The 16,260-nt window shown below is 48.9% G+C and carries 13 protein-coding genes and 1 pseudogene; all 14 read left to right on the forward strand.

The features are described 5' to 3' along the window. The first annotated feature begins 55 nt into the window (after positions 1-55). Positions 56-928, forward strand: a complete 873-nt coding sequence (locus ACPXXB_RS07015; protein WP_423905878.1) for a deaminase — start codon at positions 56-58, stop codon at positions 926-928. A 150-nt stretch (positions 929-1,078) separates the two neighbouring features. Beyond that, positions 1,079-1,711 carry a glutathione S-transferase family protein gene (locus ACPXXB_RS07020; RefSeq protein WP_423905880.1) on the forward strand — a complete coding sequence of 211 codons (633 nt, stop codon included), beginning with the start codon at positions 1,079-1,081 and terminating at the stop codon, positions 1,709-1,711. Between the two features lie 381 nt (positions 1,712-2,092). Continuing rightward, positions 2,093-2,785 (forward strand): BtpA/SgcQ family protein, encoded by a 693-nt coding sequence (locus ACPXXB_RS07025; RefSeq protein WP_423905883.1) that lies wholly within the window; start codon positions 2,093-2,095, stop codon positions 2,783-2,785. Between the two features lie 23 nt (positions 2,786-2,808). Continuing rightward, positions 2,809-3,447, forward strand: a complete 639-nt coding sequence (locus ACPXXB_RS07030) for a phosphoribosyltransferase family protein (RefSeq protein WP_423905885.1) — start codon at positions 2,809-2,811, stop codon at positions 3,445-3,447. A 64-nt stretch (positions 3,448-3,511) separates the two neighbouring features. Further along, positions 3,512-4,666: an extracellular solute-binding protein gene (locus tag ACPXXB_RS07035; RefSeq protein ID WP_423905888.1), complete on the forward strand. Its 1,155-nt coding sequence runs from the start codon at positions 3,512-3,514 to the stop codon at positions 4,664-4,666. 245 nt (positions 4,667-4,911) lie between these two features. After that, positions 4,912-5,772: an ABC transporter permease gene (locus ACPXXB_RS07040; protein ID WP_423905891.1), complete on the forward strand. Its 861-nt coding sequence runs from the start codon at positions 4,912-4,914 to the stop codon at positions 5,770-5,772. Between the two features lie 20 nt (positions 5,773-5,792). Next, positions 5,793-6,608, forward strand: coding sequence for an ABC transporter permease (locus ACPXXB_RS07045; RefSeq protein WP_423905894.1), 816 nt, complete (start codon positions 5,793-5,795; stop codon positions 6,606-6,608). Between the two features lie 5 nt (positions 6,609-6,613). Beyond that, entirely contained in the window at positions 6,614-7,801 is a 1,188-nt protein-coding gene (locus ACPXXB_RS07050; RefSeq protein WP_423905896.1) for an ABC transporter ATP-binding protein, read from the forward strand. A gap of 19 nt (positions 7,802-7,820) precedes the next feature. Further along, positions 7,821-9,075, forward strand: a pseudogene (locus ACPXXB_RS07055) (GTP cyclohydrolase II). Positions 9,076-9,086: 11 nt separating this feature from the next. Next, a complete protein-coding gene (locus tag ACPXXB_RS07060) occupies positions 9,087-10,343 on the forward strand; it encodes a DUF1688 family protein (RefSeq protein WP_423905898.1) in 1,257 nt (418 codons plus the stop codon). 30 nt (positions 10,344-10,373) lie between these two features. Continuing rightward, on the forward strand, positions 10,374-11,306 hold the full coding sequence (locus ACPXXB_RS07065; protein ID WP_423905900.1) for an NAD(P)-dependent oxidoreductase: 933 nt from the start codon (positions 10,374-10,376) through the stop codon (positions 11,304-11,306). Between the two features lie 115 nt (positions 11,307-11,421). After that, the gene (locus tag ACPXXB_RS07070; protein WP_423905903.1) at positions 11,422-12,846 is read left to right on the forward strand and encodes a glutamine synthetase family protein; all 1,425 of its coding nucleotides are present in this window, start codon (positions 11,422-11,424) and stop codon (positions 12,844-12,846) included. A gap of 84 nt (positions 12,847-12,930) precedes the next feature. After that, positions 12,931-13,938, forward strand: a complete 1,008-nt coding sequence (locus ACPXXB_RS07075; protein ID WP_423911038.1) for an alpha/beta fold hydrolase — start codon at positions 12,931-12,933, stop codon at positions 13,936-13,938. Positions 13,939-14,057: 119 nt separating this feature from the next. Next, on the forward strand, positions 14,058-16,232 hold the full coding sequence (scpA, locus tag ACPXXB_RS07080; RefSeq protein ID WP_423911041.1) for a methylmalonyl-CoA mutase: 2,175 nt from the start codon (positions 14,058-14,060) through the stop codon (positions 16,230-16,232). Positions 16,233-16,260 lie beyond the last annotated feature (28 nt).

A 16,260-nucleotide genomic window follows, 5' to 3' on the forward strand; every position in this document is an offset into this window, starting at 1 on the left:
CACTCTATTATAGAATTATGTCACAAATTTTTGTTATTGAGGCAGGCGTTTAAAATTGGCAAAATTGAAGTGTTCAAAATTGCAGCAAGGCAACTTTCTTGAAATTGCGGCGGCTCATGCGCGCCAAAGCGAAACCGAGGGCGGAATCCCGGCAGGTGCGGTATTAGTGAAGAACGGAGAAGTTATTGCAAGCAGTCATGATCGCAGTCAGCAAATTAATGACCCCATTGCGGCAGCGGAAATGGACTGTATTCGCCGGGCCGGTCGACGAAGCGATCAGGCGGAACTGGTTTTATACACCACCCAATATCCAGATATGTTGGTGGCAGGAACGATTTTACAGTTTGCCATTGGCGGCCTGGTTATTGGCCTGCCTGAAACATTAAATCAGGCCATTAACCTGTTGAAAATAAAAAACATCCCGATCACATTTTCGCCAATGCACCAGTGTATGGCATTAAGCACGCAGACTGTCAACCAAGCTGATCAAAAATTTTTACAACAGGCTTATCTGGAAGCCGTGGCAGGGTACGAGGAAGGTGGTGTTCCGGTCGGTGCGGTGATGGTTCAAGATGGCGAGGTCATTGCCCGCGGCAGAAACAAACGTGTGCAACAGGGAGACCCAATCATTCACGGCGAAACCGATTGCCTGCGAAATGCTGGGATTATTACTGATTATAGCGATATCGATCTGTACACCACGTTAAGCCCGTGCATGATGTGCGCCGGGGCTATCGTGCATTTTGGCATCAATCGCGTGGTCGTCGGTGAAGACCAGAACTTCCCGGGAAACATAGCGTTTCTTCGGGAGCATGGCGTGGAAGTGGTTTTAACCGATGACGAGAAGTGTAAAGCTCTGATGTCGAAGTTTATCGAACAATGTCCTGACATTTGGTTCGAAGACATCGCCGGTAACGAAGAAGTTTAGTGGCAAGGGTGGCATCCCTTTTATTGCGATTGGGGCGAGTGAAACAGTGCCACTCGCCTGAATCTGCCCTGAGCTACTAAAGTCATGCTCACGAAAACATTGCGAAGCAGCGCTTAATCAACCGTTCGAAAATTACCCTGGAGATTACCCTTGATTGATTTATACACTTGGAGTACGCCCAATGGGCAAAAGGTTTCCATCATGCTGGAGGAGATCGCCATGCCATACACGGTGCATCCCATCGACATCACCAACCATGAGCAGTTTGATGACAATTTTCTGAAGATCAGCCCGAACAATAAAATTCCGGCGATCGTCGATCACGACAACGGTATGGCGATGATGGAATCCGGCGCGATTCTGCTGTATCTGGCCGACAAAAGCGGACGCTTCATGCCGTGCAACGAGGCCGCTCGCTGGCGCACAATGCAATGGCTGATGTTTCAAATGGGCGGCCTCGGGCCGATGCTCGGACAAGCGCACCATTTTCTTAGGTTTAACAAAGGGGTCAGCGACTACGCTTCAAGGCGCTATTCCATTGAAGCACAGCGTTTATACGATGTCATGGAGCAGCAACTTGAAAATCACGAATACCTGGCGGGCGAGTATTCAGTCGCCGATATCGCTTCGTGGCCCTGGATCGCAAGATTCGAATGGCAGGGAATCAACCTGAACGAATACCCGAATGTAAAACGTTGGTATCTGGCGATCGCGGCCCGGCCAGCGGTGCAACGGGGATACAGCGTCCCCGACGGGCAGAAGGAAATTCCGTTGCCGGGATAACGGGACGCCAGCTTTTAATAGAGACCTTTGCATAATTACCGGAAGTGCGGCTTTAGCCGCGCAAGATGATTGCCGATAGCGAGACTAAAGTCCCACTTCCGATAGTATTTTGAATTATGCAAAGGTCTCTAATAATGGTGTAAAATATGTCTATGCCAAGATTAAAGCACTGTATTTTCAGATATTTCCAGGTTGTGAGGAGGTTTTTCACAAGGTATTAAAATCATGTGGTAACAATACCAAAAAAGCGGAAACTTAAATGCCTGATTATAACGTCTCATTTCCCGGGACCGGCGCGATGAGGGCTATCATCAATTGAACAGATTTCAGTTTAAAAAGCATTTTAGGTCGCATGGTTTTTGCTCGCATGGGCCGGCGGTATTGCCAGTCATTCATGTGCTGGATCATGAGCAAACCAGCCGCAATGTCGGCATCGCGATGGACGAACGGGCGGCCGGGGTGTTTCTGATCAACCATGACTTTGAGGCCGACCGGTTTTTGCCCATTATTCGCTCCGTTAGATCTGCGTATCCGTCGGTGTGGCTGGGGGTTAATTTCCTTGCGGTCACTGGCAAGAAAGCGTTTCCCATGCTTGCTGGTTTGGAGAAAGATGGATGTGTTGTGGACGGTTATTGGGCTGACGATGCCAGGATAGATGAACAAAGCAGCGCCGATGACCAGCCCGAGGCCACCGAAATATTAGCGATTAAAAAAAAGTGCGGCTGGAGAGGCCTGTATTTTGGAGGCACGGCATTTAAAAAGCAGCGGATTGTTGACCAACAATATTTTCAAACAGCGGCATCGGTCGCGGCCGGATGGATGGATGTGGTTACGACATCCGGGGCGGCGACTGGCCAAGAGGCTGGCGTCGAGAAAGCAAAAATTTTTAGAGAAGGCGTTGGAGAGAGCGCTTTGGCATTGGCATCGGGAATAACCGCGGAGAATGTGGGTAGATACGCAAATCACCTGGATGCAATTCTAGTGGCGACTGGAATCAATGTTGCGGGTGATTTTTATAACATTGATCAATCTCGTTTATGCAGACTGATCAAAAAAACTGATTCGGCAAACTGACCAAGAAAATTGGAGGTGCAACCATGCCTGATATTGATATACACAATGATCGAAACCATCGCTGGTACCTGAGTTTGATGGCGCCGAGGTCACGGGGAGAAAAATATGCCTGGCTTGACCCATCCTCCGCTTATGTCAATGCCCGCTCCTTTAATGCCATGCTGGATGATTTATTGGAACCGTTCAGTGAACAGGAGGTTGATGTGGTTGCCGGATATGACGCTGCGGGATTTGTATTGGGGGCGGGTATGGCAACCCGTCTGGGCAAGGGGTTTCTTGCCATACGCAAGGGCGGCAAGATTCCAGTGGATTATGATGCGGTGTCTATGTGCAACTATTCAGGGCAAACCCAGGAAATGGAGATGCGCAAGCCTGCGTTCGCAAAAGCGACCCGGGTGCTGTTGGTTGATCAATGGATTGAAACCGGTGGCACCATGACCTCTGGAATTCAGTTAGTAGAACGGCAGGGCGGCATCGTCGCGGGTATTGCCGCAGTTTGTATTGAGGACAATGATGCGACCAGAGAGATGTATAAACGATATAAAATGGCATCCTGTGTTGTGCCTGGTTCCAAAATGCAGGTACAATGCAACGCGCAAACACTAGACAGTTTCAAGACTTTTAAACCGGAACTCTGTTTCCCTGATATCGGATTTGGGTAACAATATAATTTGAAACATGCGACATTCAAAGTCACTTTTAATAGACTTTTACGGGGGGCACAGCATGATGAAAAAAGACATGATGAAAAGAAACCGATTATCCAGAAGAAATTTTATCAAGACTTCCACCGTTGTAACCGGGGCATTGGCGATGCCGATGATTGTTACCGCCAATAAGGCCCGGGCTCAGGCGACAGAGATCAACATGTTGGCTTGGTATGGACATGGCGAACCGGACATAGTGGAGGAATTTGAGGCTCAGAATAATGTTAAATTCAATGCCAAATACTATGCTGGTGGTGACAACATGCTTGGATTGATAGCTCAATCACCGCCGGGAACATATGACATTATTTTGTCTGACGCGGAATTCGTGCAACAGTTAAATGCCGCGGATTATATCGAGGAGTTGAATCCCGACGATTATCCTTTCGATGATTTCGTGTACCAGGATTTCACTCAATTTCCCGGGCACTGGAAAGACGGGAAATTATATTCCACCATGGTGCGTTACGGTCATCTGGGAGTTTCCTATAATAAGGACGCGGTGACTGCCGAACAAGCGCAAAGTTATAAATGTTTCTGGAAACCGCAACTAACCGGCAAGGTGGGCCATTTTGATTGGCATCTGCCAAGCCTGGGCATGATAAGTTTGTATAACGGAAACAATGATCCAAGCCCGTTTGATATTGATGATGGCGCATGGGAGGCGGTACAGGAAACAACCATGAGCCTGCGCCCCCAGGTCGGCGGATTCTTTGACTACGGCGGCACGTTCAGCTCGTTGAAAAATGGCGAAATGCTGGCAATGTGCGGCATTGGTGACTGGATTACCGGCGTTCTGGAAAAAGACGGGGTGCCAGTCGCATCGGTAGTGCCAAAAGAAGGTGGAATCCAGTGGACCGAGTCATACTGTATTGGCAAAGGTTCACAACATGCGGAGCTCGTGAACAAGTTTATTCAATACATGCTGACTCCGGTTGGTCAGGTACGCTCTGCACAGATGGCTGCTTATCCGGGATTCTGCATAACCCATTCCGGGATTGCAGCATTGCGTGCCGTAAATATGGTCGAGGCTGAGCGAACCGGACAGATTGAGGGAGCAGCAAACAACCCGATAACCCTGATCAAAGAAGGTCGTATTCATTATCGGGATATCCCGCATCAGCAAACTTTGGAAGACTGGAATGACTTCTGGTCGGAGTATAAAAACGCTTGAGATATTCCTGAGATCTTATTGTCATTGCGGGTGAGGGCGGTGGCTGAGCCCCCTCATCGAACTTGAGCCACCGAGTCTGAGTGGTAGTTCGGAGCATCTCTCATGAAATATTTTTGCATTCGGTGTCGTTGGGTCGACAGTTATTTTGCAAAATGGATGGTTTTGCCCTCCACCTTTCGTTATGGCGCATATTCATAGTTCATATTTATGGACAGCGGATCGATTTGAAATGACCTAAGCCAGCCATGCCCGAAAGTTCTGTTACAAAGAGAAAATTTGATTGGTACGCCATGACCTGGCGGTTGCCGGTAATGGTGTGGCAGTTATTGTTTTTCGTTGGGCCATTGCTGTTCATGATTGCGATGAGTTTTTTTCTGGTCAAAAACTACCGCATGGTCGAAGCTTTTGAGACGACAAGCTGGATTAAAATGTTCGGCAAAGGGTATTTTTGGGATTCGTATTTTTTAACATTGGCATTGGCGGCATGGGCCACGATTGTTGCCACCTGCGTGGCTTTCCCGGCGGCATTTGGGCTTGCCTTCAAAGTTTCTGACAGTGCCCGCCGTTGGATAATTTTTCTTCTGATTATTCCATTTTTTACCAGTTATTTGGTAAGAACGTTCTCGTGGTATGTGATTCTTGCCGAATCCGGCGTCATAAATAATATTCTGGGCTATATCGGCTTGGGGCCCTATACCATGCTCAACACCCGATTTGGGACTATGGTGGGTTATATGACGCTGACCTTGCCATTGGTGATTATTTTGCAGACTTTATCCATGGCGAATGTGGATAAAAATCTTATCGAAGCCGCTCAAAACCTAGGCGCCGGGCGATTCAAGGTAATATTCAAGGTAATCATCCCGTCTGCAAAAGCAGGCTTGGTTATCGGCGCGGTTTTTTGTTTTATTTTGTCTTTCGGAGATTTTGTCGCGCCGTATTATTTAGGCGGATCGAAGCCGCCAACCTTATCGATATTGATTATCGATACCACCAAATCAGGCCAGCAATGGCCAAGAGCAGCCGTGGTAGCGGTGATGATGATGACAACACTGATGATTGTGGCGTTTACCGCAATAAAGCTGGCTTATAGCAAGAAAACCTAAGCCGAATTATGAACTTCAGAATGCACCTCAGAACAAACGCGGACCATATCTTACGTTTATTGCTACTCGGCTATCTGGCTCTGGTTTTTTTGTTCATATTCACCCCCATCGTAACCAGCATAATTTTCTCTTTCAATTCTGAGCGTTTTCCCACAGTTCCACTCGGATCCTTTACCTGGAAATGGTACCAGACCATTTATGCCGACGCGGATGTTTGGGAGGCCGCAAAAACCAGTGTTATGGTTGCCATCAGCACCAGCATTCTCGCAACCTTGATTGGTTTTTGCACAGCCTACACGGATTTTCGTTATCAATTTCGTGGCAAAAACAGTTATCTGGTTTTAGCGTTGCTACCGCCAACAATACCGTTGATCATTTTGGCTTTGGCGATGCTGGCCTGGTTTTCCAGGCTGGGGATTTCCGGAAAAATTTGGACTATTGTTATTGCCCACACTGTATTGTGCGCGCCGTTCGCCATGGCGGTAATCCGCTTGCGGTTGCAGCAAATGGATCCCGATCTGGAATCCGCGGCCTGGAATCTGGGCGCCAGCGAGTGGGCGGCGATGAGAAATATTGTGCTGCCGTTTACCAAGCCGGCGATAATTTCCGCGTTGTGCCTGACCATGGCGGTCTCTTTTGATGAATTTGCCATAGCCTGGTTTGTGTCTGGATTAAATAAAACCATCCCGGTTATTATCCTTGAGATATTGCAGGGAAATATCGATCCCCAGATTAATGCAATCGGCACATTCGTATTTGTGACCTCAATCACCCTGGTTATAATGGCGCAGTTGTTTTTTATTTTACGCTCACCCAAGCAGCCAGCCGATGTTTGAAGCCCATGTCTGAACCTCAGATTGTGTTCGAGAATATTATTAAGCGCTACGGTGATGCCGTGGCCGTGGATAAAATGAATTTTTCAATCGAGCAAGGTGAATTCCTGACGATTATGGGTTCAAGCGGATGCGGCAAGACCACTACCTTACGCATGCTTGCCGGTTTGGAAACGCCAAGCGAAGGTGAAATTCGACTCGCGGGAAAACGCATTAATGAAATAAAACCATCGGAGCGCAATACACCACTGGTTTGGCAGTCATTGGCATTATTCCCTTTTCTGAATGTTATCGAAAATGTGGAGTTCGGTTTGAAAATGCGCGGCATTCAGTATCAGGAAAGAGAACAGCGTGTCATGAAATGGCTGGAACGGATGGAGATTTCGGAATTGGCAAATCGACCGGTGACGCAATTGTCCGGTGGACAGCGGCAACGCGTCGCTCTGGCGCGGGCATTGGTTACCGAGCCGCCTGTGTTGCTGCTTGATGAACCCCTTAGTGCATTGGATGCAAATCTTGTGGTACGGATGCAAGGGGTGTTGTCGAAATTACAGAAAGAATTGGGTATCACATTTGTTTACGTTACCCATAGTCAATCCGAGGCCTTCGCCATGGCCGATCGTGTGGTCATAATGAGCCAGGGCGTAATCGAACAGATTGGCACGCCGAAACAAGTTTTTCGTGAACCGGCGACCAGATTTGTTGCCGAATTCGTTGGCTCGAATAATATTTTGAGCGGCATAATCAGCAAGATTGAAAACCAAAAATTGCATGTTGATACCGGAATCGGGCTTGTGATCGCGGATCAATCAGGGCATGATGAATTAATGACAGGTAGTTCTGTTGACATTGTGATTAGTGCCGATCGCCTTAATATCCACAGTCCGGATTTTCTCAATGAGGCTGATTTGTCGCCGAATAAATATCGCTGTAAACTGGTCAGCGAAGAGTTTATTGGTGCGATTGTTACGCTGTTGGTTGAAACCGAAAAAGGCACTGAGCTAAAAATTCAAAAACAGCAAAAAGACCTGGAAAACGACCTGAACAACGACCTGGACAATGTGAATCTCGAAACCGGCCAACAATTGTGGGTTTCCTGGCCGGGGGAAAGCGTTTACATTGTGCCAGCAAAGCAGTCGGCTAAATTTGCGTCGCCCGATTCACCCACCGGTCCCCCAGCATTTTCGACAGGCTGATAGCGATGTATAATATTCTATGAGGACGAATTCTTCAAAACACATCACCTTGACCTCGCACCCAACCGGCGACCAAAAGCCGGTCGCGGTTGAATGGGGTTCATCGGACCCGAAAAAACGCGGGCCCGTGGTGGCAACGCCTGCGGGCTCGGGAGATCGGAATGCCATAGGCTCTTATTCGGGCTCATATGCCGTGTACCGTGCGCTGGCGGTCGCTGCCGGAACCCTTGACCCATTGCACAAACCGGATCTTACAAACACAGCGCCGGCGATTCAAATAGGCCCTTATCCGCAATGGGATGATCCAACAAAGATTGTCTCCATAGATCCCTGGGGCCACGTGGTCGGCCAGGCGTTTAGTGATCACATTGAGCAAGGCACCGATGTCAGGCCCACTATCGCAGTAACCCGGGCCAGATTGTCGGTGCCTGAGTTTTTCAGTGGAACAGAGGGTAAACATTTGCTGCCAGACGGTCGGGTGTTGATGGAAACGGGCGAAGTCAATGTTACCAAGATCGCGATCGAGCCGGTTTGGTATCTACCCGGCATCGCTGCGCGCTTTAATACCGATGAACATGCTCTGCGGCGTTCATTGTTTGAGCAAACCGGAGGCATGTTTTCCGAACTTGTGACGCGGCCGGATATTCATATTTTTCTCCCGCCTATTGGTGGCATCACTGCCTATATTTTTGGAGATTTTGAAGGCATTATCGACCCGGCGCGCGAACTTTCCTGCCGTGTCCATGACGAATGTAACGGCTCCGATGTGTTTGGGTCGGATATCTGCACCTGCCGACCCTACCTAGTGCATGGCATTGAAGATGCCATCGAAACAGCCCAGCAGGGTGGTTCAGGATTAATTGTTTACAATCGAAAAGAAGGCAGGGCGCTCGGCGAAGTGACCAAGTTTTTGGTTTACAATGCACGCAAGCGCCAGGCAGGCGGGGATACCGCGGAACATTATTTTGAGCGCACCGAGTGTGTCGCCGGAGTCCAGGATATGCGCTTTCAGGAATTGATGCCGGATGTTTTGAATTGGCTGGGGGGTAACCCGTATCGATCGCTTCATCTCCATGAGCAATATGAAATATGATGCCATTGTTGGTCAGGGTATCGAAATCGTTCATAGAATAGCCATTCCCGAACACAGTATTCCCTCGGATGCAAAAGTCGAAATGGATGCAAAGAAAGCTGCGGGTTATTTCACTGATGGCGAGGTGCCTTCAGAGAATGATCTTAAAGAAACTCACGGCAGAGGCCTGGAAGAATACTGAGTAAGCAAGTATTGTCTGCGCAGGATTTTGGAGCATTTGAATCGCTGCTTTCCGCAGGCGCAGTTCGAGAGCGCTGTCGACGGATCGGTGAGCTCGCCATTGTGGGCCAAGCCAATTGGTTTTCTATCAATGAAACCAACTTTCGGCGATGCGTGAAGCTGGTCGAAAATACCTGCTTAAAAAATTATCCTGACCTGAATATCCCCTGCCATAGTCGGTGGCGTCATTTTGAAATTGGGGAAACCGATCTATGGCAGCATTACACACAAAATTTTAATGGTGAAAAAATTGAACTGGTCCGTTCGGCAATTGATTTGGTATTCTTGAGCGTGTTGCTGGATGCAGGGGCTGGAGAGGATTGGGTGTTTGAAGACCCGGTAACCGGAAAATCACTATCCAGATCGGAAGGGTTGGCAGCGGCCAGCGTCGAATTGTTCTTTAACCATATCGCAAGATTTGAACATGTCAAAGGATGGATTATGGATGCCGATAGTTTGAAATTGGTGACCCCAAAAAAACTGGCCAGCACCTTTCAACATTCGTGCAAAAACCCTCTGTTAGGCATTGACGGACGATTTTCCCTGCTTCAAGGATTGGCATCCGTTCTGGAAAATTACAGAACCGATCAGCAACTATACGGTCGGCCCGGTAATTTGATTGATGAATGTTTGGCGGTTTCCAAAAGGTCTTTTCGTGGAAAGGTTTCTGTTGACGCCACTCAGGTGCTGGCTATAGTCTTAAAACGCTTTGGCGCAATCTGGCCGAACGGTTATTATATTCACCAGGGCCACGAGCGGCTGAACCTGGGGGACTGTGGTTACCATTCGCAGCTGACTACCGGCGATGAAACCGATGGCATAGTTCCATTTCACAAACTATCGCAATGGTTAACCTATTCCTTGATTGAGCCGCTACAATGGGCTGGCATCGAGGTGGTTAACCTGGATGGATTGACCGGGCTGCCGGAATATCGTAACGGTGGATTATTTATAGATACCGGTTCCTTGCAGCCATTGGATCAAAGTTTATTGCATTCCAGGTTAACCCTGGATTCCGAGGCAGTAGTGGAGTGGCGGGCGTTGACGGTGTACATGCTTGATCGACTCGCAGTCGAGTTGCGCGCAACACTGAAACTTTCGGCAAAGCAACTGCCGCTGTGCTCAGTGCTCCAAGGGGGAACCTGGGCTGCGGGGAGAGAGCTTGCCGCGCGCTTGCGCCCCCAGGCCACGCCTCCGCTAAACCTTGCTATCGACGGCACTATTTTTTAAACGCCATTTTTTAAACGAGCAGCACCAATAATGACTGTCCTTGTTGATATCAACGATCAAAACTGGATGACCAATCAACAATTCATCAAGTCATTGAACGGCGGTATTCCGAGCAGCCAAATTCGATTTTATCCAGCGACCGGAACGCCCGAGGATATCGCGATGCTTATTTGCGACAAGTTGCGGCCGGGGCTGGTGAAACAATTGCCGAATCTTGAACTCATTCAAAAACTCGGCGCCGGAGTCGAAACCATTATTTACGATCCTGATTTACCCAAAAATATCAGGGTGACTCGGCTAAAGCCGGAAATCGCAGCCATGGAAATGGCGCGCTTTTGTCTCGCCCGGGTGCTGCCGGATGTTCATCATCTCGCGTTCCACCACCAGCACCAATTAAACAGCAAGTGGATGCCTAAAGAGCCTCAGCAACCCTCCGATATTTCTATTGGCGTGCTTGGGTTGGGACATATTGGCGGAACAACAGCAAGACTTTTCCAGTCCCTGGCGTTTCATGTGATCGGCTGGAGTCGGACTGCGAAATCCATAGACGGCGTGGATTGTCGATGGGGTCTGGATGCGATAAACGGCATCCTCGCAGAATGCGATTATGTCATCTGTATATTACCTTCCACCACCGATACCTTTAATCTATTCGATCGTCATCGCTTCAAGGCAATGAAGCCGGGCGCCACGATAATCAACATCGGGCGCGGTACGTTGATTGTCGAGCAGGATTTGATCGAGGCTTTGGATAATAATTGTTTAGCCCATGCCGTGTTGGATGTGTTTCAGCAGGAACCGTTGTCCGAGGATAGTCCGCTATGGGCGCACCCCGCAGTCACCGTAACGCCGCATATTTCCGGCTGGCATCTGCAAGGTCTGGAGGTTGTCGCCGACAACTACCATGCACTCAGTAATGGTTCGTCTTTGATTCATGAAGTGAGTCGAAAACTGGGTTATTGACCGGTCATTTATATGGTCGGCAACAAAAACAATAGATAGAATCTGTTATCAATTAGTGATTTAACGCCATAAAAAATTTAAGAAACCAATCCAGGAAAAGCACTAGAGGTTAATCATGAGCTCACATTACTTCGAAAATTTTGCAGACGCCTTACCGGATCCAGCGCGAGTCGCCGAACAAAAGAAAAAACTTCAATCTGCCGGCGTAAAGTACATTTTGTCGTGCTGGATCGATATGTTCGGCATACCAAAAACCAAGCCGATACCGATTAGTGATTTTGAATTGCTGTGTGCCGGCAAGGGACCCCAGTTCGCAGTGCATTCGGTATCATTTGTGCCCGAACTCGGCCCGGCGGATTCAGACCAAATTCCAGTGCCCGACATCGACACTATCGTCATTTGTCCATGGGATAGAACCTGCGCGTGGGTGTTTGCCGATCTGTGGTGGGAAGGAAAGCCTTACAATCTTTGCCCGCGGCAAGCGTTAAAGCGGGCAATCGCCGAAGCTGCGGATAAAGGCTATGCCATGTTTGCCGGCATAGAGCCGGAATTTATCACTATGAAATGGAACGATCATGGACAACCGGTTAAAGCCTTTGATAACGATCCGGCGCCGGGAGAAGGACTGCGCCCACGCCGACAGGCGTTTGGATACGACCTTGAATTTTCCGTCGATGCCATGGGATTTCTGGGTGAACTCATTGATATCATCGAGGAATTGGGATGGAATATCCATGATGTGGTTACGGAAGGGGCCTATTCTCAATTTGAACTGGATTTTCACTACACCGATACGCTGGCCATGGCCGATCGGTTTGTTTTCTTAAGGGTGTTATTAAAGGAAGTCGCCAAGAAACATGGCCTGTTCGTTACCTTTATGCCAAAGCCGACCACCGGTGATTGGCGCTCCGGGGCGCATTTGAATACGTCTATGCAAAAAGTCGACAACCCCAGCGTAAATATATATCAGGGCGAACAGGGCAAATGGAGCGATGATGCTTTCCATGCCGTAGGCGGATTGCTAAAACACGGTTCGGCGATTACTGCGGTTGCCTGTTGCACGGTGAATTCATATAACGGTCTGGTCCCCAAAGTAGGCGGCTTGGAAGGCGGCACCTACACCTGGGCGCCAACCCATATGGCATATGGCAGGAATAACCGTTCGGCCATGCTTCGCTTGCCGCAAAGCAGGTATGCGATTGAAAACCGGGCCGCGGATATGTGCATGAATGTGTATCTGTCCCTCGGGCTTACCCTAGCGGCGTGTGTGGATGGTCTGGTCAATAAAACTGATCCAGGCCGGTCATTGGATGAGGATTTGTATGTGATGGATGCGGCGGAAAAAACCAAGCGAAATATAACGCCGCTACCGCGAAATCTGCTGGAAGCGGTGGAACAGCTGGCCAAAAGCGATCTTGCTGAAAAAGTCATGGGCCGAGCCATGATGAGATCTTTTGTGGCCTATAAAATCGACGAGTGGGAGCGCTATCACCAAACCGTAACGGATTGGGAAGTGCGGGAATACCTGCGTCTATATTAGCTCGGCGGCCGGACTAATCGTGTTGCGCTAATCACATTGCACCAAGCGCATTGCACCAAACGTATTGCACTGGCATGGCGGGCCGTGGCAGACTATAAATCATACTGCATTGACAGGTTGTCGTTGCAATGTGGCGACACACTGCCCAATGCCAGGTTAGCCTACAAAACCTATGGCCGGTTGAATCGGGCAAAGGACAATGTTGTTGTTTTACCGACGTTCTATACCGGCAGCCATGTACGAAACGAAGGATTCTTTGGGGTCGGTCAAGCCATCGACCCCGGCAAGCACTTCATTGTTTCGATCAACTTGTTTGGTAACGGGATTTCATCATCACCGAGTAATACACCTGTGCCATATGATCGATCAAGGTTTCCAGTTATAACGTTATACGACAATATTTCTGCACAGTATCAACTGCTGACAGATTTATTCGGCATCGAAGAAATTGCATTGGTTACAGGATGGTCAATGGCGGGTTGCCAGTCCTTCCAATGGGGCGCGCAATACCCGGATCGGGTGAAAAGCATTTTACCGTTTTGTGCTTCGGCAAAGACTTCAATCCACAACATTGTTTTCTTGGAAGGAGTCAAGGCGGCACTCCAGGCCGACCAAAACTGGAATGGGGGTGACTACATTAAGCCACCTGTAGCGGGGTTAAAGGCTTTCGCTCGGGTCTATGCGGGATGGGCTTTTTCTCAAACGTTTTATCGTGAGCAGTTATTTCGCCAACTCGGTTTTAAAAACGCCGAACATCTGTTGCAGGATTGGGAGGGTGATCACCTGAACCGGGATGCCAATGATTTGTTGTGCAAGTTAAACACTTGGCAATTGATCGATATCAGTAATAACCCATTGTATGAAAAAAACTTTGTAGCCGCACTATCTGCAATAAAAGCAAAAACCATCATTATCGCTTGTGACCACGACATGTATTTTACCCCTGAAGATAATCGTATTGAAGCAAAACATATTGCTGGGGCTGAACTGCGGGTTTACAACTCGCCCTGGGGGCATTGCGTGGCGGCCCCCGGTAATGACGCCAGTTTTAGCGATTACCTGGATGCCGCAATCCGTGAACTGCTGGTTTAGAGTCGGTTCAAACTGCCGATTGCCTGAAATATCGGTTGCATCAAAAACTGCCTAAAAGAACTTTGATGGGATTTAAGTTAAACTTGTTGACATAAAAATGTTAACAATTAATGCACAGCATGGCCAATTCGGCGAATAAATCATCTAAAAATTCAAGGGACTGGCAGACGCTTGCTGAAACCGAACTAAAAGGCAAGCCGGTTCAGGATATCCATTGGCACACTCCGGAAGGCATCGAAATCAAGCCGCTCTACACGCTGGAGGATATTGAGCGCATTTCTGACATCAATACCATGCCGGGGTTGCCGCCGTACACCCGTGGCACAAAGGCAACGATGTACGCCGGTCGCCCGTGGACCATTCGGCAATACGCCGGATTCTCGACCGCCGAGGAATCCAACGCCTTCTACCGCAAAAATCTGGCGAGCGGTCAAACCGGATTGTCCGTGGCATTCGATCTCGCCACCCACCGCGGGTACGACTCGGATCACCCGCGCGTGGAAGGCGATGTCGGCAAGGCTGGAGTAGCCATCGACACGGTCGAAGATATGAAAATTTTGTTTGATTGTATTCCGCTGGATAAAATGTCGGTGTCTATGACCATGAACGGCGCAGTGCTGCCAATCATGGCGATGTATATTGTTGCCGCCGAAGAGCAAGGCGCAGATCAAAAGACTTTGTCGGGCACGCTGCAAAATGACATTCTCAAGGAATTCATGGTGCGCAACACCTATATTTACCCGCCACAACCATCAATGAAAATTGTTGCCGATATCATTGCCTACACGGCTGAGTATATGCCGCGTTTTAATCCAATATCCATTTCCGGCTATCATATGCAGGAAGCCGGTGCCACCATCGTTCAGGAATTGGCATATACCCTGGCTGACGGAATTGAATATGTCCGCACCGCTATTGACAGCGGGATGGAAGTCGATAGGTTTGCGCCTCGGTTGTCATTCTTCTTTGCCATCGGCATGAATTTCTTCATGGAAATCGCCAAGTTGCGCGCCGCCAGAACATTGTGGTCGGAATTAATGGCACAATATTTTTCACCGAAAGACCAGACCTCAAAAATACTGCGCACCCATTGCCAGACCTCCGGGGTGAGCCTGACCAGTCGTGATCCGTATAATAATGTTATTCGCACCACCATTGAGGCGATGGCGGCGGTGCTCGGCGGAACGCAGTCGCTGCATACTAATTCTTTCGACGAGGCGCTGGCGCTACCCACGGAAAATTCGGCGCGTATTGCCCGTAACACCCAATTGGTGCTACGCCATGAGACCGGCGTGACTCGTGTGGTTGACCCTTTGGCGGGATCCTATTATGTCGAGAGTCTGACTCATAGTTTAATGATTGATGCGCGGAAATTAATTGATGAAGTTGAGGAAATGGGCGGCATGACAAAAGCGGTTGAAGCGGGGTTGCCAAAATTACGAATCGAAGAGGCATCGGTGAAAAGACAAGCCAGAATTGATCGAGGTGAAGAGATTATCGTAGGGGTTAATCAATATCAGTTGCAGGATGAAGCAGAGGTGGATATTTTAGTGGTCGATAATAATGCGGTTCGAGAAGCACAAATTCAACGACTGCAAACAGTTAGGCAGTCCCGAGACGGCGCACAGGTCGATTGCGCGCTCGATAAGTTGCGACTCATTGCAATATCGGGGGCCGAATCGGGCAATGGAAATTTGTTGGCGGCAGCGATAACGGCGGCTCGGGCGCGCGCCAGTGTGGGAGAAATTTCTGATACATTGGAAGGCGTATATAATCGTCATCGTGCGGAAATCCGCTCAGTGGGCGGCGTGTACAGCGCAGCTTATGTAGGCGATCAAAAATTCACGATGCTGAAAGATCAAATCGAAGTGTTTGCGGCAAAAGAAGGGCGACATCCACGGATGCTGGTGGTCAAGCTCGGTCAGGACGGGCATGACCGAGGTGCGAAAACCATTGCTGTGGCATTTGCCGACATGGGATTTGATGTGGATATTGGTCCCCTGTTTCAAACGCCGCAAGAAGCGGTCAATCAGGCGCTTGAAAATGATGTGCACATTATTGGAATTTCGTCTCAAGCCGCGGGACATAGAACGCTGGTGCCGGCAGTTATGCAGGCATTACGGGCAGGGAAATGTGATGACATTATGGTAATTTGTGGTGGCGTGATTCCTCCGGGTGACTACGATATGTTGTATCAATCCGGGGTTGCCGCGATTTTTGGACCGGGCACGAATATTCCTGATGCCGCTGAGGAAGTTTTGGGTCTTCTTACCGATAAATTAACCAATCAATAAACGGTAACGTTATCACGCGAGAATTTTC

The organism is Candidatus Spongiihabitans sp. (genome assembly GCF_965237845.1).
In the GTDB taxonomy this organism is placed as follows: domain Bacteria; phylum Pseudomonadota; class Gammaproteobacteria; order Arenicellales; family Poriferihabitantaceae; genus Spongiihabitans.